Origin of the sequence: Mucilaginibacter sp. OAE612, from assembly GCF_041806395.1 — a bacterium.
GTDB classification, from domain to species: domain Bacteria; phylum Bacteroidota; class Bacteroidia; order Sphingobacteriales; family Sphingobacteriaceae; genus Mucilaginibacter; species Mucilaginibacter rubeus.
The window spans coordinates 1,017,768-1,042,528 of the sequence record NZ_JBGMUW010000001.1; the positions used below are offsets into that span (position 1 = coordinate 1,017,768).

14 protein-coding genes are annotated in these 24,761 nt (G+C 42.8%); 10 read left to right on the forward strand and 4 right to left on the reverse strand.

The annotated features are described in order from the left end of the window. Positions 1-67 precede the first annotated feature (67 nt). Both ABID99_RS04400 and ABID99_RS04405 read right to left on the reverse strand, forming a co-directional pair. A complete protein-coding gene (locus ABID99_RS04400) occupies positions 68-853 on the reverse strand; it encodes a helix-turn-helix domain-containing protein (protein ID WP_373612989.1) in 786 nt (261 codons plus the stop codon). Between the two features lie 12 nt (positions 854-865). After that, positions 866-1,834 carry an SDR family oxidoreductase gene (locus tag ABID99_RS04405; protein ID WP_373612990.1) on the reverse strand — a complete coding sequence of 323 codons (969 nt, stop codon included), beginning with the start codon at positions 1,832-1,834 and terminating at the stop codon, positions 866-868. Between the two features lie 482 nt (positions 1,835-2,316). Between ABID99_RS04405 and ABID99_RS04410 the strand changes: the two genes are divergently transcribed. The 9 genes from ABID99_RS04410 to ABID99_RS04450 all read left to right on the forward strand — a co-directional run bounded on the left by ABID99_RS04410 (position 2,317) and on the right by ABID99_RS04450 (position 20,486). Next, positions 2,317-2,904: an RNA polymerase sigma factor gene (locus tag ABID99_RS04410; protein ID WP_090534923.1), complete on the forward strand. Its 588-nt coding sequence runs from the start codon at positions 2,317-2,319 to the stop codon at positions 2,902-2,904. A 90-nt stretch (positions 2,905-2,994) separates the two neighbouring features. Then, the gene (locus ABID99_RS04415) at positions 2,995-3,987 is read left to right on the forward strand and encodes a FecR family protein (protein WP_090534924.1); all 993 of its coding nucleotides are present in this window, start codon (positions 2,995-2,997) and stop codon (positions 3,985-3,987) included. A gap of 335 nt (positions 3,988-4,322) precedes the next feature. Beyond that, positions 4,323-7,598 carry a SusC/RagA family TonB-linked outer membrane protein gene (locus ABID99_RS04420; protein ID WP_373612991.1) on the forward strand — a complete coding sequence of 1,092 codons (3,276 nt, stop codon included), beginning with the start codon at positions 4,323-4,325 and terminating at the stop codon, positions 7,596-7,598. Positions 7,599-7,631: 33 nt separating this feature from the next. Then, on the forward strand, positions 7,632-9,233 hold the full coding sequence (locus tag ABID99_RS04425; protein ID WP_373612992.1) for a RagB/SusD family nutrient uptake outer membrane protein: 1,602 nt from the start codon (positions 7,632-7,634) through the stop codon (positions 9,231-9,233). Positions 9,234-9,590: 357 nt separating this feature from the next. After that, on the forward strand, positions 9,591-12,980 hold the full coding sequence (locus tag ABID99_RS04430; protein WP_373612994.1) for a VCBS repeat-containing protein: 3,390 nt from the start codon (positions 9,591-9,593) through the stop codon (positions 12,978-12,980). A gap of 14 nt (positions 12,981-12,994) precedes the next feature. Beyond that, a complete protein-coding gene (locus ABID99_RS04435) occupies positions 12,995-13,561 on the forward strand; it encodes a hypothetical protein (protein ID WP_139160091.1) in 567 nt (188 codons plus the stop codon). After that, positions 13,548-16,952, forward strand: coding sequence for a VCBS repeat-containing protein (locus ABID99_RS04440; RefSeq protein ID WP_373612995.1), 3,405 nt, complete (start codon positions 13,548-13,550; stop codon positions 16,950-16,952). Before ABID99_RS04435 ends, ABID99_RS04440 begins: the two co-directional genes overlap by 14 nt. 185 nt (positions 16,953-17,137) lie before the next feature. Further along, a complete protein-coding gene (locus tag ABID99_RS04445) occupies positions 17,138-18,868 on the forward strand; it encodes a GMC oxidoreductase (RefSeq protein WP_090533372.1) in 1,731 nt (576 codons plus the stop codon). 514 nt (positions 18,869-19,382) lie between these two features. Beyond that, on the forward strand, positions 19,383-20,486 hold the full coding sequence (locus ABID99_RS04450; protein ID WP_373612996.1) for a vanadium-dependent haloperoxidase: 1,104 nt from the start codon (positions 19,383-19,385) through the stop codon (positions 20,484-20,486). Positions 20,487-20,640: 154 nt separating this feature from the next. Here the strand turns inward: ABID99_RS04450 and ABID99_RS04455 are convergent, their stop codons facing one another. Both ABID99_RS04455 and ABID99_RS04460 read right to left on the reverse strand, forming a co-directional pair. Beyond that, positions 20,641-21,345 (reverse strand): helix-turn-helix domain-containing protein, encoded by a 705-nt coding sequence (locus tag ABID99_RS04455; RefSeq protein WP_373612998.1) that lies wholly within the window; start codon positions 21,343-21,345, stop codon positions 20,641-20,643. Between the two features lie 24 nt (positions 21,346-21,369). Next, positions 21,370-21,717, reverse strand: coding sequence for a helix-turn-helix transcriptional regulator (locus ABID99_RS04460; RefSeq protein ID WP_090533366.1), 348 nt, complete (start codon positions 21,715-21,717; stop codon positions 21,370-21,372). A gap of 175 nt (positions 21,718-21,892) precedes the next feature. On the opposite strand from ABID99_RS04460, the gene ABID99_RS04465 reads away from it, so the two are divergent. Further along, on the forward strand, positions 21,893-24,727 hold the full coding sequence (locus ABID99_RS04465) for a TonB-dependent receptor domain-containing protein (RefSeq protein ID WP_373612999.1): 2,835 nt from the start codon (positions 21,893-21,895) through the stop codon (positions 24,725-24,727). Positions 24,728-24,761: the final 34 nt, after the last annotated feature.

The following is a 24,761-nucleotide window of genomic DNA, read 5'->3' on the forward strand; positions in this document are numbered from 1 at the left end:
AGTGAGTTCATATGTGCTATTTCCCCGGTAAGCGAGTTATAGACTATACGAAAGTCTGGTTCTTTTTTCAGTAAAGCACAGCAGTCGGCGCAAGCCCGAATTGCTTTTTAAAGGCAAAGGAGAAATGAGACAGATTCTCGAAGCCCAGCTCAAGATAAATGTCTTTGGGCTTTTGGCTTTGCTGGTGGATGAGAAAGTAAGCTTCTTCCAATCGCTTTTTTGTCAGCCAGCGTCCGGGCGTGTCGTTATAGATTTGCCGGAAGTCACGCTTGAAAGCGGATAGGCTCCTGCCTGTCAGAAACGCGAAGCGCTCCAAAGGGACATTAAACCTGAAGTTCCGGGTCATGAAAGCTTCGATGTCTATCTTTTGCGGCGCACCGAAGTTGAACAATACGGCAGCAAGGCCTGGGTCGTTTTTGAGCAGGATCAATAGCAGTTCTTCCCGCTTGAGATCTGCAAAAGCTTCCTCGATCTCGGCCTCGCCCCTATAATAGGGTTCGAGGGAATGGATGAAGCTGGTAAGCAGCTGATCGTCCTTGACCGGCCGGATGGAATCGTCTGATGTGGCGATGCCGGTATCTACCCTGTGCCGGGCTAAAAACCGTTTTAAAAAGGCTTCATCCAGGACGATAACAATCTTTTTAAAGTCACCGTCCTGCTGCTGCTTGGTGTAGCGTAGCAAATGGTTCTTACGGGCGATGCAGCTATCGCCGGGATGAAAGTGGTAATGCTTGTCGCCACTATATGCCAGCATTGAGCCTTTTAGGAGGTACAGAAAGAAATGATCGGATATGACCTGTTCGGGAGACATTCCGGGACCTAAATGACAGGATTGCAGACTACTGGTGATCATACTCAAAAATACTTAATTCAAAAGACTATCCACACTTGCCAATATCACTTCTTCCTTACTGCGAGGATACCAATTCAATACCCGCTGTGCCTTTTCGTTGGAAATGGCAATATAGAAGGATTCATCCAGCGGTTTCAGGTCGGCGATGTTTCCGGCGTATTCGGGTCTTTCTTTCCGGATAAGCTCAGCCACGTCGTAAAGGCTCATGACGCCGATGGCTGTTGCCAGGAAGCGCTCGCCCGCTGCGGCCGGATGTGTCATTGCTTTGAGGTGAATATCGGCTACATCACGCACATCTACCACGCCAAAAGTGAAGGGCAGCGTTTCTTTGATCTGGCCATCCAATACGCCTTTCACAAAGCCGATAGAGGTGGAGAAGTCTTTTCCCAGGGCAGGGCCAAATACGCCAACCGGGTTTATTACGGTGAGTTCCATGGCGTGGCCCTCACTGTTGATCCAGTCCCAGGCAGCTTTTTCGGCAATCGTTTTAGATTTGATGTAGGCGCGGTCTGTCAGTTCGGGGTCTGTCCAGTCTTCTTCGGTAAAGGTGTAGTCTTTGGGATCTTTGCTGTAGCCAATGGCAGCAAAGGATGACGTTAGTACCACGCGCTTCACACCTGCATAGCGGGCGGCTTTCAATACCCGTAACGCGCCATCCCGTGCGGGTATAATCAGCTCGTTGGCATCTTCGGGTTCTTCGGCAGGAAATGGGGAAGCTACGTGCAGCACATAGGTGCAGCCATCAGCTGCCCGGTTCCAGTTTCGGTCATTAGTCAGGTCTGCTTCCACAAAGGTGAGGTTTTCAAAGGATTTGATTCCGGCTCCTCTGAGCAGGTTAATTACTTCGTCTTTTCTTTTTAAGGAGCGAAGGGTTGTTTTAACAGCGTAGCCTTGTTGTAAGAGTTGAAGGATACAATAGATGCCAATAAAGCCTGTGCCACCTGTTACTAATACGGTTGGTTGTTTGATGTTATTTTCCATTTTGAATTTTCTTTTGACAAAGATGGCGCTAATGCGGCTTGCCTGTTTTGTTTAGAAGTTCAACTTTGTTTTGTTTAAAAGTCCAGAAAATTTGATTTTGCTTTAATCCGCTGACTATAAGGCTTAGCACATAACCATATTTTTTCTAAGTGGATAAAGCAATTCTTAATTCCAACCTGTCTTTTTATAGATGTTAAAGTAACACTTAAATTTGCGCCGAATCCCTCATGAAAAATTCTTATATCTATGAAAAACTAACATCAATATTTATTTTTTGGGTATATTCATTGAACTTGAAATGAATGTTTATTTAACAATTAATTTGAGTTTTTATTTGATTATTGATTTAATTGATTTAGATTAGTAATACAATTAAAACCTAATTATAGTTCCCTCTACACGTTGAATTTTATTGACTGGTAAACAAAATTAGTTGTTTTCAATGAAGACGGACTGTAACTATTATAAACATCAAATTTATAATGAAACCAATTGAGTTAAATCATACTGACGACGTTTTATTGTTACAGCAAATAGAACAGGGCAGTCAACATGCATTTAATTTATTGTATGAAAAGCATTGGGGGAACGCCTATTCTGAAGCATATAAACGTTTAAAGGATTCGGATCAGGCAAAAGATATAGTCCAGGAAGTATTTACTCATATTTGGCTCAAAAAAGAAAGTCTCCGTATTCATAATCTACCGGCTTATTTAACAGTAGCTATACGTAATAAGGTGTTTAAACTGGTTGAAAAGCAGAAAATCATTCATCCATTCTTTGATGTTATTGATGACCTGCCTGCATCTTGTCAACAAGCTGACGACAATTTGCTTTGGAAAGAGTTTTTAATATCTTATGAGGCGCTTTTAAATACGCTTCCTCCCAAAAGGCAAATTATTTTCCGCCTTCATTATCAGAACGATTTACCAACCAAAGAAATCGCGGCACAATTGGGTCTCACAAGAAAAACAGTTCAAAATCAGCTCCTAAAAGCTATTGAAAAATTGAAAGTGTCATTATTACCCTTCCTTTCTTTATTGATCATTTTATTTGGGGCAATAAAATAATTAGGTCTGTAAAAAATAAATTTTTTAGTAGAGTGGGACTTTTGGTTGTTTATAGGTCATATCTATAATCAATAGTACAACCTATTTTAAATGGACAAGCAATATTTTCTTGAACTGTTGCATAAATATCTCAATAATGAAGCAACAGATGAAGAACAGCAATTTTTAGTTAAATATTACGAGTTGTTTTCTGCCGAGCCAGATATTATTTCACTATTGAGTGATGAGCAGAAGAAGGAAATCAAGGAAGAAATAAATGCCTCAATTTGGGAAAGCATCGATAAACATACCGGGGTTGATAAAAAAATAATACGCCTGAAGACCTGGGTCAACAAAATAGCTGCCGCAGCGGCAATCATAGGAGTTTGTGGCATAGGATATTTATTCTTACACAATAAACCGGTTGTTAAACCTCCCCAGTCATACTCGGCCCATCGGCCAAAACCTAACCTGTTTCTGGTACTGCCTGACGGAAGCAGGGTAATACTCAGTTATGGTAGCAAACTTAGTTATGCTTCATCATTTGATGGCCTTGCGAAACGCGAAGTATATCTTACCGGTGAAGCCTTTTTCGACATAAAACATAACAACTTAAAACCTTTTGTTGTACACACCGGTAAAATAAAAACAACCGTGTTGGGTACTGCATTTGATGTAAAAGCAGTGCCTGGTGATAAAACCATAACAGTCACCGTTACCAGAGGCAAGGTAAAAGTCAGCAATAATAACAAGCTCCTGGGCATTATCGTTCCCAATCAGCAGATTACCTTTGACCGGCAAAAATCCATTTCAACGCAAACTAACATAAATGCAAAAAACTACACGATCTGGACGGCGAAGGATGATTTGTATTTCGAAGATGTAACTTTTGGGGAAGCAGCCAAGGTATTGGAAGACCGGTTTAAGGTTAAAATATTATTTACAGATCAGTTGGTTAGTTCAAAACACTTCACCTCTACTTTCAATAAGTCTGCTAACCTGGATCAGGCATTAAAAAGCATTTGTGAGTTCAATGACGCCATTTATTCTTACGATAAAGCAAAGACTACCATAACCATCTCCACTAAGTCTCAAGCCAATTAAACTAAATCTCAAACCAATTAAACTTAAAGTATATGAAGAAAAAGTACCTCAAAAATCACAAACAGATCCTGTTTCAAAGAAGTCCGGATAGTTTTCCGGCATAAAAAACCCTCTGAACCATTTCCGGGGAAATAACCTCAGAGGGTCGCTAACACTATTCGACTGCAATCGATTGTATTAGCCGGGTGTTTTAAATTTTAACATTCAATCGAAGACATTAATCACTTAAAACAAACTAAATTATGAATTTTTCCATAATTCTGGCAGAGCCGCGGCATTTTGTTAAATACCCGCTTAGATTTCATCTGCTAATTGACTTAAATTTTAAACAGTGTATGAGAATCGGGATAATTTCAATGTTCATATTAGCTACTTCAATTCCTGTATTTTCAGCAGCCCCTGTAAAGAGTCAGACAATTGACCAGGTAGCGGTGAATCTTACACTCAAGAATGAATCACTTGTAAAAGCTTTTCATAAAATCGAATCACAAAGCAGCTTTCATTTTATGTATCGCAATGATGATGTGAAAGATATTCTCAACCTGGATATTGCTGCCAGTAATAAATCGATAGCTGTAGTTCTGAAGGCCATTTTGTCTAACACTTTGCTCAAATTCAGGCAGATTGATGACCAGATATTAATTACAAAATCAAATCAGGATAACGCGGCAACCGGTGAAAAAGCGGATGTTGCTACTGACATAGTAGCATCCAAAGGTGTAATTAAAGGAACTGTGACTGATTCAAAGGAGAGTCCGTTAGCGGGTGTTACAGTAAAGCTGGATGGTGCAATTTCATTAAATAAAGCAACAGATGTTAACGGCAACTATAGCTTCGCTAATTTACCGGCAGGTAACTATACGCTCACTTTTACTTTTATCGGTTTTAAATCGGCAACAAAAACATTGGTCTTAGGAGAGGATCAGCAAAGTGTTATTAATGTGGTGTTGACGGAAAGTACAAACGGCCTGGACGAAGTGGTTGTAACTGGTTACGGAACCCAGAAAAAGCGGGAAGTAACCAGCGCAATTACCTCTGTAAGTGCAGCACAATTTAATAAAGGTAATATCAGTGATGTTGCACAGTTATTACAAGGTAAAGTAGCCGGTCTTTCTATCGCACGCCCGGGTGGCGACCCTAACGGTGGTTTTGCCATCAGGTTAAGGGGACTTTCTACTTTAGGAGCTAACACACAGCCGCTAATAGTGCTTGATGGCCAGGTGGGGGCTGATATTAATACAGTTGATCCAAATGATATAAAAAGTATTGACGTACTGAAGGATGGTTCGGCCGCTGCAATTTATGGCACACGCGGTTCGGCAGGCGTTATCATTATAACAACCATCGCAGGAAAGAGAGGGATGTCAAAGCTTACTTATAACGTTTCAGGTACTGAAGAAACCCCTGCCAAATTTACCAAGCATATGACAGCCGCCGAGTTTGTTGCACTTGGCAAAGGGACAAACTATGGCTCTTCTACCGATTGGAATAAAGAAATAACCCGTTCTGCCTTTTCACATGTACATAATTTAGGTATTTCGGGAGGTGATGAACGTACTGTTTATGATGCAACTTTAAACTATCGCAATAGTCAGGGTGTTGCAATCAGAACTGGTTTTCAGCAATTAAATGGCCGTTTGAATATCACACATAAGGCTTTGGATAACAAATTGGTCCTTAATTTAAATATAAATACTACTAACAGAAACTCACAATTTGGTTTTCCAGATGCTTTCAAATATGCAACCATTTTTAACCCCACAGCACCAGTTCATTCTACAGATCCTTTATATGATTTAACCGGCGGTGGTTTTTTTGAATCCAACTTCGTTGATTATTCAAACCCGGTGGCAATGTTGGTTCAAAATACTAACGAAGCGCGGAATAAGAAGTTTAATATTGGCGGAACTGCGACCTATGAGCTAACCAAAGGGCTGAAATTTGCTACTAAATATTTTAAACAAACAACAAGCATTTATCATTCAGAGTACTCCCCAACTACAGCCTTTATTTCCAGGGGCTTCCCGTTGGGCAGTGGTTTTAGCCGTTCGGGCATTTCTGCAAAATTTGATGATGAATCTGAAAACAGTTTACTTGAAAGTACCTTGTCTTACGACAAAACAATACATAAACTGGAGATTGCCGCTGTCGCCGGATATTCGTATCAGGATTTCTTCTACCAGGGATTTGATGCCCAGGGCGGTAATTTTGTAACTGATGCTTCGGGTCAGAATTTTGCAGCCGCTCTTGATTTTAAAAATGGTATAGGTGTAGTTGAAAGTTATAAAAATGAGAATAAGCTGATCTCGTTTTTCGGGCGGGTAAACTTAAACTATGATAATATCGCTTTCCTTTCGGCCAGTTTAAGAAGAGACGGTTCAACAGAGTTTGGTGTAAATAACAAATGGGGCTTTTTTCCTGCTGTTAGTGCAGGTTTTGATTTGAGCAGAATATTAAAGATTCAAAGTATAAGCAACCTCAAATTGCGCGGCAGCTACGGTGTTACCGGTGCGTTACCACCGTTTCCGTATCTTTCATTGTCTACTTTATCAAATAGCGGCGGTACCTATTATGCGGGTAATGGTGTATATCTGAGCACCTACAGTGGCACCAGAAATCCTAACCCTGGTCTGAAATGGGAGAAAAAAGCTGAAACAGATATCGGGTTAGACTTTTCACTGTTAAACGGAAGGTTAACCGGTACCTTTGACTATTTTAACAGGAAAACTACCGACTTGATTTTTGACGTTACGGTGCCTTCGCCGCCGGCGTTATTCAACAATACCTGGGAAAATATTGGCGAACTGAGTAACTCGGGTGTGGAATTAGCTCTAAGTTATGAAGCTATTAAAACACCTGACTTCAGTTGGACTACCGGTGGCAATATTTCAAGTTACCACGTAGTTTTAACAAAGCTGATTGACGCTTTAAAAGGTTCGTACGTAGGGGCTACCAACCTTGGCACTCCTGGCCAGGAAGCCACGCAGTTAACGAGGGCGGTAGAAGGTCAGCCGATCGGTATACTTTACGGGCCCAAATATGTAGGTGTTGACGCAAATGGCGTATACCAGTACTCTGACGGTAAAGGCGGCACTGTTGGGTTGGCAAATGCACCACGCCAGGTTATTGGTAATGGCTTACCTAAATTTGAATTTGGGATTACCAACGCCTTTAGATACAAACAGTTCGATTTTAACTTTTTTCTTCGCTCATCTATCGGTCATCAGTTAATCAATACTTACCGCGCGTTTTACGAAAATCCAAATGTTGCAACCAGCTACAATATAGTAAATACCAAATATTTCAATCCCAAAGTTACCGATGGTGCCGCATACAGCAGTTATGACGTTGAAAAAGCATCTTTCCTGAAACTGGATAACGCAACGCTTGGCTATACTTTCAAGATTGCCAAGAGCAGTAAACCGGGGATGATTAGCAGTTTGAGAGCCTATATTTCGGGCCAGAACCTTTTCACTATTACCGGTTATACAGGTGTTGACCCGGAGGTTAGGTACGCTGACTCCGGAAATGTGTTAGCTCCGGGTATCGACCGCAGGGAGACATGGGTTTATACAAGGTCATTTACCCTCGGCGTTAATTTGGGATTTTAATTAAGGTATTTCAAAGTTTAATATATACAAATTATGAAACATAAATCATTAACAAGATATTCGTTGCTGGTGTTTCTTGCTGCGGCTTCATGTACAAAGCTGGATGAAAAAGCATTGCTCTACGATCAGGTAACTGAGGATAGTTTTTATAAAACAGACAAGCAACTGGCGGCCGCCGTGGGCGCTGCATATTCTTCTATTTATGGTTACAACGGTGCTTTCTTTAACTTAAATGAGGTTACTACCGACGAGGTTGTTGTACCAACACGGGGCGCTGACTGGGGTGACGGTGGGCACTGGGTACGTTTAAAAACACATAAAACCAACAGCACCGATTCGCAACCAGCTAATGGCTGGAGCCTTGGTTTCGGCGGGGTTACCACTTGTAACAAAATTTTAGCCGCCCTGGCTGTAAGTAAATCACCAACTGCTGCTACTTATGTAGCAGAATTAAAATGTTTAAGGGCCATTTACTACTACTGGCTGCTTGATTTGTTTGGCAACGTGCCTATCACCACTGATTTTTCGGATACCAAACCCCCTGCAACCAAAAGCCGGGCCGAGGTTTACACTTTTATTGAATCAGAATTACTGGCAAATATTGAAAAACTACCCAAAATAGGCACAGGCGATGGCCCATACTACGGCCGCGTTACTTATTATGTTGCTGAAGCAACTTTGGCCAAGTTATATTTAAATGCCCAAACTTATACCGGAACCCCACAATATGATAAAGCATTAGCTGCATGTGATGTAATTATTAATTCCGGTAAGTATACGCTGATGAATAATTACGCCGACAACTTTTCAAGGAATAATACGGGCTCAACCGAGTCTATTTGGGCGATACCGTTTGATGGGGTTAAAGCGGGCGGCTTTAATATGAATATGGAGACCTTGCACTTGCAAAGCCAGAACACTTATCAAATGAATAACCAGCCATGGAATGGATTTGCTTCGGTACAGGAATTTTACCAATCCTATATTGACCCGGCGCAAAACCCCGGCCCGCAGGGAACTGTTGTAGGCCTTGACCCCAAAGGTACACCTACTACCGGCACACTCGACAAACGGATGCTGAATAATTTCCTTGTGGGACCTCAATACCAGGCTGATGGGGTAACCCCCTTAACGGACGGCGGTGCAGATGTGACGGATCCTAATGGTCCGCCTATTACCTTTACCCCTTACATTAACGAACTGCAGCCTAATGCCTGGAGACAGGCGGGTGCTCGTATTGGTAAATGGCAATTTTATAAAGGTATGCAGTCAAGTTTGGATAATGATTTGGCAATTTATAGATACGCCGATATTTTGCTGATGAAGGCCGAATTATTAGCCAGAAAAAGTGGCAATTGGAACGACCCGGTTACGCTTGCCTTGGTTAATCAAATCCGAACAGTACATGGAGGGGTTGCACCATTCACCAGTTTAACTCCTTTAATATTTTTAGCAGAGCGCGGCCGGGAAATGTTCGCAGAAAGCTACAGAAGGCAGGATATGATCCGTTTTGGTGTTTATAATGACGCGTACCGTTTCCACCCGGCCGATCCGGATGCTCACGTTAATATTTTTCCGGTACCCGAACCTCAAATTAATGCAAATCCAAACCTGAAACAAAACCCCGGGTATTGATAAAATGCTTTGAGTTTGGCAAAGGTGCTCTTTTAAGGAAAGCAAGTGATTTATTACTTGCTTTCCTCATTAAATACCACGGGTTTACCTAATTGACCTGAATGTTGATTTAAATGTTTGATTATTAGTTGATTGTGCTTTGCTGTTTTGATTGAGTTGTTGTCAACCCATCAGGTTTAGAAATTGCGACGGCTACAATATTTGAACAAGGTTAAAAGGAACTTATTTTATATAAAGTGAATGATTAAACGGGTACTTAATATTATTCCTGAGCCAATTGTATTATTGGTTTATTCTCCAATAAAACGTAGCTCCCCAAAGGTCATTTTATTTTTCACAGCCTTTTGGCGTTCCGTTATGGCGGCAAAGATATATGCTTCATGCACAGAGGCCAGCTATATTCGGCAGGTACCTTTTTTTGCATTTTTATTTTTGATGGGCTGCAATCCCATCGAACCTAAAAAAGACGAAGGCAACAAACTTTTTTCACTGCTTCCTTCATCATCCACGGGAATAACTTTTGCCAATGATGTTAAATATACCGAACAATTGAATGTTTATACCTACCGTAATTTTTATAACGGTGGCGGTGTTGGTATTGGAGATATTAATAATGACGGCTTGCCGGATGTTTTCCTTTGCGGAAATCAAAAATCAAACAGACTCTATTTAAACAAAGGCAACTTTCAGTTCGAAGACATAACCGATAAGGCTGGGCTCTCTTCGGCAGGTGTATGGTCAACGGGCGTTACCTTTGCGGATATTAACGGCGATGGGCTGTTGGATATTTATATATGTAAGTCGGGCGATTTTTCCGGGAAAAACAGAAGTAATCAGTTATTCATTAATAATGGTAACCTCACGTTTACCGAAAAAGCGGCCGAATATGGGTTAAATAATAAAGGCTTGTGTACTCATGCTGTTTTCTTTGATTACGATCACGACGGAGACCTGGATTGCTACCTTCTTAATAATTCGTTTCGTTCGGTAGGGAACTATGATTTGATCAAAGATCAGCGCAATATTCCTGATCCCCTGGGTGGGAATAAACTGTATCGTAACGACGGTGGTCATTTTACAGACGTGACCCAACAAGCAGGAATATACAGTAGCAAAATTGGTTTTGGATTAGGTGTAACTATTTCTGATGTAAACGGGGATGGCTGGGACGATATCTATGTTTCCAACGATTTTTTTGAACGTGATTACCTCTACATTAATAATCGCGACGGCACCTTTAAAGAGTGCCTTACCGACGCAATTAGGGAATTGAGCCAAAACTCAATGGGAGCTGACATAGCCGACATCAATAATGACGGCTATCCTGATATTTATGTGACTGATATGCTTCCTGAACCGGAATCAAGGTTAAAAACAAAAACAGCTTTTGAAAACTGGGATAAGTATCAGTCCGACCTCCAAAATGGATATTATCAGCAATTCCTTCGCAATGTTTTGCAGCTGAACCAGGGCCCGGTTATGAATAAAAACTTAGCCGAAAATAAGATAAACTTCAGCGAGATAGGCCGGCTTTCGGGAGTTCATGCAACCGACTGGAGTTGGGGCGCGCTGATCTCGGATATGGATAATGATGGGTTTAAAGACATTTTCGTTAGCAACGGTATTTATAAAGACCTAACCGATCAGGATTATATCCAATTTATGGCTAACCCGATACAAGTAAGAAAAATGATGGGTAGTGAGAAGGAAGTAATTAAGAAGCTAATAGATAGTATGCCCTCGGAGGCTGTGCCTAACTATGCCTACCGAAACAATGGGGACCTGACATTTACCAATAAGGCAGTCGAATGGGGACTTGGTGATCCGGGTTTTTCGAATGGTTCGGCGTATGGTGATTTAAATAACGATGGGGCGCTTGACCTGGTGGTGAACAATGTAAATATGCCGGCCTTTATCTACCGAAACAACAGCAGGAAGCTGGAGCCGGCGAATAAATATTTGAAAGTAGTATTGCAGGGCGAGGGGAGGAACCGGTTTGGCGTAGGGGCACAGGTAACGTTATACTATAATCATACCTTAAACTACCAGGAGCAGGTTCCGTCGCGGGGATTTGAATCGAGCGTAGACACCCGTTTGAATTTCGGGTTAGGTAAAATAAAGGAGATCGATTCGATAGCGGTAAAATGGCCTTGTGGTAAGCAGAAAGTATTAAAAGGAGTAAAACCGAACCAGACGATCACGGTAAAGGAGGTTGAATCAGAACTGCCCGGGAAAGCAGTGCGAGGGGCAGCCGGTTCAAAGCCGGTATTTGAGCAAAGTACAGATAACCATGGGATAGACTTTGTGCACAAGGAAAATGACTTTATAGATTTTGACAGGGAAAAGCTGATCTTCCAGATGCACTCGGCGGATGGCCCGCGGATAGGTAAAGGCGATGTCAACGGCGACGGTTTGGAAGACTTCTATATCTGCGGGGCCAAGGACCAGCCAGGCGCATTATATATCCAAACCCGGGCGGGTCGTTTTAAACGGAGCAACGAAAAGCTGTTTGAGCAGGATAAGGCCAGTGAAGATACGGACTGTTTGTTTTTCGACGCGGATGGCGACGGGGACCAGGACCTGTATGTATGCAGCGGAGGCAACGAGTTCTCGGCTAACTCGACGGATCTGATCGACCGGCTATATATCAATGATGGGAAGGGTAATTTCAGCAAATCGCAACAGGTGCTGCCGTCATTTCAGTTTGAGAGCAGCTCCTGCGTAACGGCAGCAGATGTTGACGGGGACGGGGACCAGGACCTGTTTGTTGGAGTGCGGTTAAAGCCGGGTGAATATGGCTACCCGTGCAAGGGTTATCTCCTGCAGAATAATGGCAAAGGCTTTTTTACAGATGTAACCGAGGAGAGGGCCCCGGGCTTAACGGAATTGGGTATGGTTACGGATGCCAAATGGTTTGATTATGACCGCGACGGAAAACCAGACCTGGTAACCTGCGGGGAGTATATGCCGATCCGGATATTCCATAATGAAGGGGGGCGTTTAAAGGAAGTAACGCGCGAAGCGGGTCTGGAGTGGAGTAATGGGTGGTGGAACCGCCTGGAGATTGCGGACATAGACGGCGATGGTTACCCGGATATAGTAGCCGGCAATCACGGGCTAAACTCCAGGTTTAAGGCAACCAGAGCGAAGCCGGTAAGCATGTATGTTGGGGACTTTAGCGGCACGGGCAGCATAGAAGATATAGTATGCACCTATAACGGCGACAAACAATACCCGATGGCACTGAGGCATGACCTGGTAGGCGAACTTCCTTATCTGAAGAAGAAATACCTGCGGTACGCCCAGTATAAGGAACAAACGATGGAAGATATATTTGGCAGGGACCTGTTACAAAAGATGGTTAAGCTGGATGCCTGCGAAATGCGGAGCAGTGTGCTGCTGAATAAGCGGAATGGCAAGTTCCTGATGAAGCCATTGCCGGTGGAGGCGCAGTTTTCGACGGTTTTTGGGCTGGTGGTGAAAGACTATGACGGGGATGGGAAAAAGGACATTGTGCTGGGAGGCAACTTTTACCAGTCAAAACCGGAAGCAGGGATCTACGATGCCAGCTATGGACTGCTGCTTAAAGGAGACGGGAAAGGTGGCTTTACGGCAGTTAAACCTCAGGTAAGCGGCATCGTAATAAAAGGGGCCGTACGTGATATAAAAGAGATTAAAGCCGGAAACAACAAGCTGCTGATTGTAGCTAAAAATAATGATAAAACAGAGGTGTTGAGTTTTAAATAAGATGGTGGTTAACTATGAGATATTTTAAAGGGATCCTGGTTGTTTTATGCCTCATTTCTGTATTTTCTTGTAATTCAGACGACAGAAAGTATGAAAACGTAGTAGCGAGTGAACTTTCGCGGGGGGTGAGAAGAGATAGCCTGTTTCAGGGAATAAAATTAGGGATGACCTCAAAAGAGTTTTATACCCACTGTTGGGAAATGAATAAAAAAGGGATCTTTTTTGCAGGCCCCGGCAATACAACAGTTTTATACAAACTAAATAAGGAATTGAAATATCCGGCTTCCATGAATTTCTACCCTGATTTTCGGCAAGGTAAGATTAGCAAAATGAGAGTGAGTTTTAGTTACGATGCTTTCGCCCCTTGGAATAAACAAATGTTTGCTGATAGCCTGCAGTTGGATGTATTAAATATGCTGAAAAAATGGTATAAGGAAAAGGACTTTATCCGTATAACGGACCCGGCTAAAGGGACGATTTTTGTGCAGGTAGATGGCAACCGTAGAATTATCATCGGGAAATATGATGACGCCCATGTAAAAGTAGATTACACTGATTTACTGACAGATGAAAAAAAATAAGGTGAATTTTACTTTTTTGACAGAAAAAACTATTCATGATGTTTTTAGCATCAGGTACTGTTTTGTGTTCTTTTTATTGGCTTTAACCAGTTGCCAGAAAAAGCAAAGCGGAGGTGGCAATAAACTTTTTGAACTTTTAAATTCCAATGAAACGCATATCGATTTTGTTAACCAATTATCGTATGATGCTAATTTCAATATTTTTACTTATCGTAATTTTTATAACGGTGGCGGTGTAGCAATAGGAGATATCAATAATGACGGATTGCCGGATATTTTTTTGGTGGGCAACATGGTGCCCAGTCATCTATATTTAAACAAAGGCAATTTTCAGCTTGAAGACATAACCGGGAAAGCCGGAATTACCAAGCTCGGCAGATGGTCTACCGGTGTTACTATGGCCGATGTTAATGGTGATGGGTTGTTGGATATTTATGTTTGCAATAGTGGCGATGTTAAAGGCGATCATAAGCAGAATGAATTATACATCAACAACGGTAATCTCACCTTTACCGAACGGGCAAAAGAATATGGAATTGGCGTAAATGGATACTCAACCCACGCTGTTTTCTTTGATTATGATCATGACGGAGACCTGGACCTCTTTATGTTAAGCAATTCTTTTAAGGCAATCGGTAGCTTTAATATTCAGAACAATGAACGGAATAAAAGAGATTTATTGGGAGGGCAAAAATTATTCAGGAATGATGGCGGCCATTTTACCGATGTGAGTGAACAGGCCGGTATTTATGGTAGTGTGATTGGTTTTGGTTTGGGGGTAAGTGTGGGAGATGTAAATGGGGATGGCTGGGACGACATCTATGTTTCCAACGATTTTTTTGAACGTGATTATCTATATATTAATAATCACAACGGTACGTTTAAAGAATCGCTTGAGGATCAGATGAAAAGCATTAGTAATGCATCAATGGGAGCCGACCTGGCCGATATCAACAACGATGCACATCCTGATATTTTTGTGACGGATATGCTTCCGGCATCAGAATCAAGGCTTAAAACAAATACCACTTTTGAAAACTGGGATAAATACCAGCTTGATTTAAGATATGATTATTATCACCAGTTTACCAGGAACACGCTCCAATTAAATAATGGCAACGGAACTTTTAGCGAGATAGGCCGGCTTTCGGGAGTTCATGCAACCGATTGGAGCTGGGGAGCGTTGATCACTGATCTTGACAATGATGGATTCAAAGATGTTTTTATCGCTAACGGTATTTATAAGGACTTAACAAACCAGGACTATATTCAACGTTTATCCGATCGGAACGGAATGGGAAGTGTTTGGACAAACAAAGGCATAAATTACAAGAAGCTAATAGATAGTATGCCCTCGGAGGCTGTGCCTAACTATGCCTACCGAAACAATGGGGACCTGACATTTACCAATAAGGCAGTCGAATGGGGACTTGGTGATCCGGGTTTTTCGAATGGTTCGGCGTATGGTGATTTAAATAACGATGGGGCGCTTGACCTGGTGGTGAACAATGTAAATATGCCGGCCTTTATCTACCGAAACAACAGCAGGAAGCTGGAGCCGGCGAATAAATATTTGAAAGTAGTATTGCAGGGCGAGGGGAGGAACCGGTTTGGCGTAGGGGCACAGGTAACGTTATACTATAATCATACCTTAAACTACCAGGAGCAGGTTCCGTCGCGGGGATTTGAATCGAGCGTAGACACCCGTTTGAATTTCGGGTTAGGTAAAATAAAGGAGATCGATTCGATAGCGGTAAAATGGCCTTGTGGTAAGCAGAAAGTATTAAAAGGAGTAAAACCGAACCAGACGATCACGGTAAAGGAGGTTGAATCAGAACTGCCCGGGAAAGCAGTGCGAGGGGCAGCCGGTTCAAAGCCGGTATTTGAGCAAAGTACAGATAACCATGGGATAGACTTTGTGCACAAGGAAAATGACTTTATAGATTTTGACAGGGAAAAGCTGATCTTCCAGATGCACTCGGCGGATGGCCCGCGGATAGGTAAAGGCGATGTCAACGGCGACGGTTTGGAAGACTTCTATATCTGCGGGGCCAAGGACCAGCCAGGCGCATTATATATCCAAACCCGGGCGGGTCGTTTTAAACGGAGCAACGAAAAGCTGTTTGAGCAGGATAAGGCCAGTGAAGATACGGACTGTTTGTTTTTCGACGCGGATGGCGACGGGGACCAGGACCTGTATGTATGCAGCGGAGGCAACGAGTTCTCGGCTAACTCGACGGATCTGATCGACCGGCTATATATCAATGATGGGAAGGGTAATTTCAGCAAATCGCAACAGGTGCTGCCGTCATTTCAGTTTGAGAGCAGCTCCTGCGTAACGGCAGCAGATGTTGACGGGGACGGGGACCAGGACCTGTTTGTTGGAGTGCGGTTAAAGCCGGGTGAATATGGCTACCCGTGCAAGGGTTATCTCCTGCAGAATAATGGCAAAGGCTTTTTTACAGATGTAACCGAGGAGAGGGCCCCGGGCTTAACGGAATTGGGTATGGTTACGGATGCCAAATGGTTTGATTATGACCGCGACGGAAAACCAGACCTGGTAACCTGCGGGGAGTATATGCCGATCCGGATATTCCATAATGAAGGGGGGCGTTTAAAGGAAGTAACGCGCGAAGCGGGTCTGGAGTGGAGTAATGGGTGGTGGAACCGCCTGGAGATTGCGGACATAGACGGCGATGGTTACCCGGATATAGTAGCCGGCAATCACGGGCTAAACTCCAGGTTTAAGGCAACCAGAGCGAAGCCGGTAAGCATGTATGTTGGGGACTTTAGCGGCACGGGCAGCATAGAAGATATAATATGCACCTATAACGGCGACAAACAATACCCGATGGCACTGAGGCATGACCTGGTAGGCGAACTTCCTTATCTGAAGAAGAAATACCTGCGGTACGCCCAGTATAAGGAACAAACGATGGAAGATATATTTGGCAGGGACCTGTTACAAAAGATGGTTAAGCTGGATGCCTGCGAAATGCGGAGCAGTGTGCTGCTGAATAAGCGGAATGGCAAGTTCCTGATGAAGCCATTGCCGGTGGAGGCGCAGTTTTCGACGGTTTTTGGGCTGGTGGTGAAAGACTATGACGGGGATGGGAAAAAGGACATTGTGCTGGGAGGCAACTTTTACCAGTCAAAACCGGAAGCAGGGATCTACGATGCCAGCTATGGACTGCTGCTTAAAGGAGACGGGAAAGGTGGCTTTACGGCAGTTAAGCCTCAGGTAAGCGGCATCGTAATAAAAGGGGCCGTACGTGATATAAAAGAGATTAAAGCCGGAAACAATAAGCTGCTGATCGTAGCTAAAAATAATGATAAAACAGAGGTACTGGTAAAGGCTCCGGATAAAAAAGGAGTAAATGGAATACAGTAAAGGGAATAGTGATAAAATAAAATTACCTGCATTGTAAATAGGGTGGTAGTAAAATACAACCGAATTACCATCGTTGAATGATGGGCGGATAATTATACAATCCGAAGAAGCAGAAATTTATTACCGAAAAATAGAAATTGCCGAACTATAATTTAACCGAATACCATAAATCTAAATATAGTCAAATGCCAATAGATTCATTGAACGTAAATACCAAAGCTAAAATTCAAAACACCTACGATGCTATTGTAATCGGCTCGGGGATTAGCGGCGGATGGGCTGCAAAGGAATTAACCGAAAAAGGGCTGAAAGTATTAATGCTTGAACGCGGTCGTAATTATGAGCATATAAAGGATTATGTTACCGCTACAAAAGATCCATGGGAATTTGAACACCGGGGCAATGCTACCTTACAGCAGAAAACAGATAACCCTGTTATATCCCGGGATTGGGCTATGTACGGGACCGCGGCCCAGGAACCCCTGATGAAGTCATGGGTAAATGAAAAAGATTGTCCCTATGTGGAAGTTAAACCGTTTACCTGGTGGCGTTCATATCAGTTAGGCGGAAGGTCTACTTTATGGGGGCGGCAAAGCTACCGGTGGAGTGATTTTGATTTTGAAGCTAATGCAAAAGATGGTATTGCTGTTGATTGGCCTATTCGTTATAAAGAACTGGCGCCATGGTATGACTATGTAGAAAAATTTGCCGGAATAAGTGGATCGACGGAGGGCTTGCCCCATTTACCCGATGGGCACTACTTGCCGCCTATGCAACTAAATTGTGTGGAAAAAGATGTGGCATCAAGAATAAAAGCTTTTTACAAGGGACAGCGCCACATGTTTATAGGCCGCGTGGCCAATCTTACCGCGCCTATCCAGGCAAGAACGCAGTGTCAGTTTAGAAACCGGTGCTGGGAGGGTTGCCCATTTGGCGGCTATTTCAGTACCCAATCTTCAACGCTGCCCGCAGCAATGGCAACGGGTAACCTTACCGTGAGGCCATGGTCAATCGTAACCAAAATTTTGTACGATAAAGACACCAGCAAAGCGACGGGTGTTGAGGTGCTGGATGGCGAAACGAATAAAACCTATGAATTTTATTCAAAAATTGTATTCCTGAATGCTTCTGCACTGAACAGTGCATGGGTTTTGATGAATACCGCAACAGATGTATGGCAAGGCGGATTAGGCAGTAGCAGCGGCGAATTAGGACATAATATTATGGATCATCATTATATGCTCGGCGCACAAGGAACAATAGAAGGCTTCGAAGACAAATACTATTTTGGCCGCAGGGCGAATGGTTTTTATATTCCCCGTTTTGTTAACTTGTTTGGTGATAAAAGGGACTTCCTGCGCGGCTATGGTTACCAGGGAAGCGCCAGCAGGGACGGCTGGAGCCGGGATGTTGCGGAAATGAATATAGGTGCTGATTTTAAAGATGCACTTACAGAACCTGGTGCATGGCATATCGGAGCGACAGGTTTTGGTGAAATTTTGCCCTATCACGATAACAAAATAACGCTTAATAAAGATGTGAAAGATAAGTGGGGGCTGCCTGTACTTTCAATGGATGCGGGTTTGAAAGAGAATGAGCTAAGCATGCGTAGGGATATTATTAAAGAATTGGTGGCCATGTATGAAGCGGCCGGGGTAAAGAATATCACAACCTGGGATAAAAATTATGCAATTGGTCAGGGCATTCACGAGATGGGGAGTGCACGTATGGGTAAAGATCCAAAAACATCGGTACTCAACGCGCACAATCAGGTTTGGGACGCGCAAAATGTGTTTGTAACTGATGGGGCCTGCATGACTTCAAGCGCCTGTCAAAACCCATCGCTCACTTACATGGCGCTTACCGCACGCGCGGCTCACTATGCTGTGGATGAGTTAAAAAAAGGCAATTTATAAGCGACATGTTTAAGCTTTAATTTTAATAATTAATCAGACGAAATACAATTAATACATGCGGCAATATTGGTAAGCATCTGTTTTATCGCAAAACGCAGCAAATTTCAAAGCCCGAAGATACCGGGACAATAGTTCCGACTAATTACCATGGGCCGTAGATTTAAATGTCGCTATCATTTTTGGATAGCGACAAGGCTTTTTCGGAGCCAATGACTATTATCAAATAAAAGCACCTTTTCATATAGTAGCTATGCTGCGTCACAATTAATAAATTTTTATGAATCGTTTTTTACTTTGGCTTTCAGGGATTATCATTTTGCTTAGTTCCTGCCAAAAAACTGATTATCAAAAGATAACTGATAACCCGGAATTGTACCGTATTACGGAAAAAAAATTAAATGACATTATACTTGAAAATAATTTCCCCCCAGTCATTGCTTCCCGTAACTATGCGTATGCTAACATCGCCGCATACGAGGTAATATCCGCCCAGGATCCTAAAAAATTCCGGTCGTTGGCAGGTCAAATCAGGCATTTAACCGCTACCCCAAAACCTGCTCCGGGTGTTGAAATTGATTACCCGTTTGCATCCTTGCTTGCCTTTTGCTATGTAGGGAATGCGGTTACATTTCCAGAGGGGAGTATGGATGAATATGTCGATGCATTAAAAAAGAAAGCAAAAGATGGCGGAATGCCTTCTGATGTATTTGAGCATTCGGTGAACTATTCAGATGTAGTTGCAAAGCACATTATGAAATGGAGCAAAACGGATCATTATGCACAAACACGATCCGCTAACAAATACACGGTTACAAAAAAAGAAGGGCGTTGGGTACCTACACCACCTATGTATTCACAAGCATTGGAACCGCATTGGGGAGAGATCAGGCCTTTGATACTCGATTCTGCTTCGCAAGTGGCGCCACCACGACCTCCTTTATTTGATATGAAGGACATAAATAGCCAGTTTTATAAGGACGTATTAGATGTAAAGTCTATTGGTACAAATCTTACCAAAGAGCAAAAACACATCGCTGATTTTTGGGATGATAATGCCTTTAAGTTAAACGTTGTGGGACATGCCACCTTTGGAACTAAGAAGTTCTCACCGGGCGGGCATTGGATGAATATCGCGGGGATAGCCTCAGAAACGTGCAAGGCCGATTTTAGCAGCACAGTTTGTGCATATGCTGAAACATCGATTGCTTTATTCGATGCATTTATCAATTGCTGGTATTTTAAGTATAAATATAATTTAGTTCGCCCCGAGACTGTAATAACCAAATATTTGGACCCTGACTGGAAAACATATATTCAAACGCCCTCATTCCCCGAATACGTAAGCGGCCATGCTGTAATCTCGGCAGCAGCAGCCGAGATTTTGACCAACCAATTCGGAGATAATTTTGCATACCGGGATACATCAGAGACTGAGTTTGGAATAGCACCCCGTAGCTTTAGATCTTTTAGGGAAGCAGCAATGGAAGCGGGCATATCGCGCGTTTATGGCGGTATACATTTTAAAAATTCCTGCATAGTTGGAACAGAAGAGGGTGAGCAAGTTGGGCAATTGGTATTAAACAGGTTACATATGAAGATTAAATTGCATGAAAAATGAGTTTATATCGTAAGATCGATTCAATCTTCGCTTGTTGCCTTTAATATACATTTAATGTTATACTGAATTATGCTCAGCCATTGCATTAAAAAGGATATCACTAAGGGGGCGTGACAATCTCCTACATAACATATGAATGTAATATAAACAGCCTTTATCGGGTAGCCCGCTTGGTTGGGAAATGTTCGGAGACGGGAATGCCGGCCTGCAGCACGTGACTGACATTTTTTAATACGGCCTCGTCAAACCCGCTTTTGTCAACCATTTCCACAATTTTGAAGCTATAGAATTGCTTTTTTAATACATCATATTCAACAGATAGTGCCAGCGCCAGCAATTGTAGCTTCCCCGGAGGAAAGTCCTTTTTATTTGATTCTATCCTGCTTAAGTCGCTCCGGTTCATTCCAAGTTCTGCGGATAAATATTCTTGTGAAAACTTTAATGTTGTCCTATACTTTTTGATCAACCTACCAAAGCTCAAAGCGGCAGGTGGGAGGCTCTCTTTCCCGGAAGCGGCGGTGTTAGGGTTTAGTGGCTCAATAGGTGCGTAGCTGCCGATGATTTTGAAAAGATCGGCCAACTGCCTGGCAGGGCGCTTTATATCGGATGTTTTAAGCTCATATCTGATCTTTCTATTCTCGCGTCTGATGGTTACAAAGCCTGCTTTTTTAAGATCGGTTATATGCTTCGTTAATTGCCCTGGGTTAAAAGGAAGAGAAAGCAATACCTCTTGAGATAGTATGTTGTTATTAGCGATAAGCGCTTTGAAGATATATACCCTGATTGGGAGCGCCAGCAACCTGGCAAAGTTGCAAAGTTCCAGATCTGCTTTATTGATATCCATATTTGAACCGGGCATAGATACGATATTATAGAATATAAATTAATGTTGTTCCGGTTCAGCTTCGTGGGAATCCGGTATGCCCAGTTCTTCCACGAGGCGACCATAATGTCTGGCGAATCTGCTCCACATATTTTCATTTAATGTATACAAAGATCTTTTTCCATCGATGCTAACCGAGATCAATTCGGTTTTGATCAACTCCTTCAAATGGTGGGATACTGTAGATTGTGCGAACGGTAGAAATTCCACGAGCTCGCCTGTGGTAATCCCAGGTTTCCGGGCAATGATACGGATAATAGAGATCCTACCGGGATGCGACAGTGCTATGGATACATCTGAGATGAACTGGTCGGGATAACTGAACTCTTCTGTTTTCTTTTGTGCCATCGCTGTTTACAATTATTTGATCGTGCTAAAATAGAGTTTGTTTTTTGAATGTTGGAAGCTTCTTGACCTATTTAATATTGTCTATAATATCGATTATTCAATATATTCTTTTTGATAATATGAACTTAACATTGGCTTAATTTATCGCCGATAATTTTGAGCGTCATTTAAGATTATGCAAAAGTTTACTCGGCTCTTTCCTTTCATTATTTTAAGTTTTTTAATAAGCTCCAATTCATTTGCACAGTCATTGGGTAAAATTGCCGGTAAGGTAATCGACCAAAAGACTGGTGAAACACTCATAGGCGCGACAGTTGGCTTACAGAGCGGCAGCAAGGGCGCTGCCACCAATGTGGAAGGCCGGTATATATTGAGTGGACTTCAGCCGGGCAAATACAGTATCGTTGTTAAATACATCGGTTACCAGAGCAAATCGGTTTCTGATGTGGAAGTTCAGGCAGGTGCAGTAACCTCGCTGGATGTCGCTTTGACCCAATCGTCAACGCAGGCTCTTAATGAAGTTGTTGTGAAAGCTACATACCGCCAGGCTTCAGTAAACGCCCTTTACGCAAGGCAGAAGAATAGTATACAATTAAGTGATGGTATATCTGCCGATATGATCCGTAAATCCCCTGACCGGAATACTGGTGACGTTTTGAAACGCGTCAGCGGAACAAGCGTGCAGGAGGGCAAATTCGTTGTTATCCGTGGTTTATCCGAAAGGTATAATAACAATATGATGAACGGGACAACGCTGCCAAGTTCTGAACCGGATAAAAAAGCTTTTGCTTTTGACATCATTCCTTCAAGTCTTGTCGATAATATTATCGTGTACAAAACGGCGACGCCCGATCTGCCCGGTGATTTTGCGGGTGGTACGATCAATACTATTACCAAAGATATTCCCGACAGCAGGTTCCTGGAAGTGGCGCTAAGTGTTGGCTATAATTCCAAAACTACCCTTAAGAATAACTTTATCGATGCGAGGCCTAACGGTAAATATGATTTCCTTGGATTCGATGACGGTTCACGAAAGCTGCCTGCAGCTTATTCTAATGTGAAAAAAGACTATACATCCGGGACAACAAGTGCCGAAAAAATCGCTATAGCGCAGCAATTTCCCAATACCTTTTATTATAAAGAAGCGCAAATGAGCCTTCCCAATATTGGTTTCCAATTTTCCACGGGCAACTCTAAGACCAATACTAATGGCAATCGCCTGGGTTATAATTTCAGTCTGAACTACAGCAATGGGCACCGAGCGTCATTTGGTGACAGAATTGGCTATACCGGGTTCAATGACGCGTCGAAAGAGCTTCCTCTGTACAGCTTTGACCGTAATACTTACACCAATTATAAAAGCCTTGGCGGTTTGCTGAATTTCGCTTATACATTCGGAAAAAACAAAATTGCCTGGAGAAACCTTTACAACAACGATTTTTCTGTTGACTTCGAGCAAACCAACAATGCCCTGAATTTTGAGGCCGGTCAAACAGACCCGCTGCGCTACAAAGGCTACTCTGTAGAGACAACTCAAAACGGCATTTATACTTCTGCATTGGAAGGACAGCACACGCTGGGCAAAAAGAATATTATTTTTGACTGGAATGCTTCCTACGGTTTATCATACCGGAACCAGCCCGATCAAAGGATCGTAACCATCTATACACCTTTGAACCAGCCCGAATATATCTCATTATCCAGCGAAAACAGCCCCAAACCTAATGACCTTGGCCGTGTGTATTCAAAATTAAATGAAAATATTTACGGTGCGAAAGCAAACCTGGCAGTTCCGTTCAAGTGGCTTAATGAGTCGCAGAAATTGAAATTCGGTGGTCTTATTTCTCATCGTGACCGTGATTTCAGCATTGACGCGCTGGGATACACTGACGCCATCGGCTTCGGAAACAAAGCAATCCCGCTCACCGGCGGTTATACGATCTTTAATGTGTTCAGTCCTCAAAGTATCGCTCAAAACGGGATCGATCTGTCGCGCCTGGACCTTAGCTCCACCGATTACAAAGGAAAAGCCGATCAGGACGCGGGGTATGTGATGCTGGACAATAAGCTGAGCAAAAAAATCCGTTTGGTTTGGGGGGCACGTGTTGAACGGTATGCGCAATCGCTCAAACCGCTGGGCCAGACCGAACAGAAATATAATAATACTGATGTTCTGCCTTCGGGTAACCTGACCTATAGTTTATCGGAGAAGGTCAATTTACGTGCGGCATACTTCAGGTCGGTAAACCGTCCGGAGTTCAGAGAGCTTGCCAGTTTTCGCTATTTTGACTACCAGACTAACTTTATCGTCAGCGGTAACCCGGACCTGCAGCGAAGTATAATTGATAACGCAGACCTTCGCTTTGAATATTACCCGTCAGGAGGGGAGATCATCTCGGTTTCGGCTTTTTACAAGAAATTTAAGAATCCGATCGAGCAGATTAATCAGGGTAACGATATTTTGACTTATCAGAATGCGCTCAATGCCAAGGATTTCGGTTTTGAAGCCGAGATGAGGAAGAAACTGAATTTTATTGCTGAGGGAAGTTTCTTGAATGATGTAACATTTTATGTGAATGCTTCCTATATCAATGCCAAGGTAAAGCTGGCTGATGGCCGTAACGCGTCTACCCCCCTTCAGGGACAGTCACCCTACCTGATTAACTCGGGCCTGTATTATACACCCGAAGGTACTGATTTTTCTTTCAACGTGCTTTATAACAGGATAGGGGAGCGTTTACGTTTCAGGGCCGTTACCGGTGGTGTGGACATCTATGAGAAGCCACGGAATGTGATCGATATGCAGCTAAGTAAGGCTTTATTTAAAAAGCGTGCCGAGCTTAAACTGACCGTATCCGACCTGCTTGCGCAGCCTTTTGCATTGTATAATAATTACGGAAGCTCGGGGAGTACCGCATATAATGCTAAAGAGGATAAAATAATCCAAAGCCGTTATTCGGGTTTTGGAACAACCCTTTCGTTTAAATATAATTTCAGTTTCAAAAAATAATCACGCTATACAGTAAAAGGCCTTCAATTTATTA

Coding starts and splice junctions, on each gene's coding strand:
- ABID99_RS04420 (WP_373612991.1), top strand. CDS start 4,323: ATGAGAATCGGGATAATTTCAATGTTCATATTAGCTACTTCAATTCCT.
- ABID99_RS04430 (WP_373612994.1), top strand. CDS start 9,591: ATGGCGGCAAAGATATATGCTTCATGCACAGAGGCCAGCTATATTCGG.
- ABID99_RS04460 (WP_090533366.1), bottom strand. CDS start 21,717: ATGGCACAAAAGAAAACAGAAGAGTTCAGTTATCCCGACCAGTTCATC.
- ABID99_RS04465 (WP_373612999.1), top strand. CDS start 21,893: ATGCAAAAGTTTACTCGGCTCTTTCCTTTCATTATTTTAAGTTTTTTA.
- ABID99_RS04435 (WP_139160091.1), top strand. CDS start 12,995: ATGAGATATTTTAAAGGGATCCTGGTTGTTTTATGCCTCATTTCTGTA.
- ABID99_RS04440 (WP_373612995.1), top strand. CDS start 13,548: ATGAAAAAAAATAAGGTGAATTTTACTTTTTTGACAGAAAAAACTATT.
- ABID99_RS04410 (WP_090534923.1), top strand. CDS start 2,317: ATGAAACCAATTGAGTTAAATCATACTGACGACGTTTTATTGTTACAG.
- ABID99_RS04400 (WP_373612989.1), bottom strand. CDS start 853: ATGATCACCAGTAGTCTGCAATCCTGTCATTTAGGTCCCGGAATGTCT.
- ABID99_RS04415 (WP_090534924.1), top strand. CDS start 2,995: ATGGACAAGCAATATTTTCTTGAACTGTTGCATAAATATCTCAATAAT.
- ABID99_RS04445 (WP_090533372.1), top strand. CDS start 17,138: ATGCCAATAGATTCATTGAACGTAAATACCAAAGCTAAAATTCAAAAC.
- ABID99_RS04455 (WP_373612998.1), bottom strand. CDS start 21,345: ATGCCCGGTTCAAATATGGATATCAATAAAGCAGATCTGGAACTTTGC.
- ABID99_RS04405 (WP_373612990.1), bottom strand. CDS start 1,834: ATGGAAAATAACATCAAACAACCAACCGTATTAGTAACAGGTGGCACA.
- ABID99_RS04425 (WP_373612992.1), top strand. CDS start 7,632: ATGAAACATAAATCATTAACAAGATATTCGTTGCTGGTGTTTCTTGCT.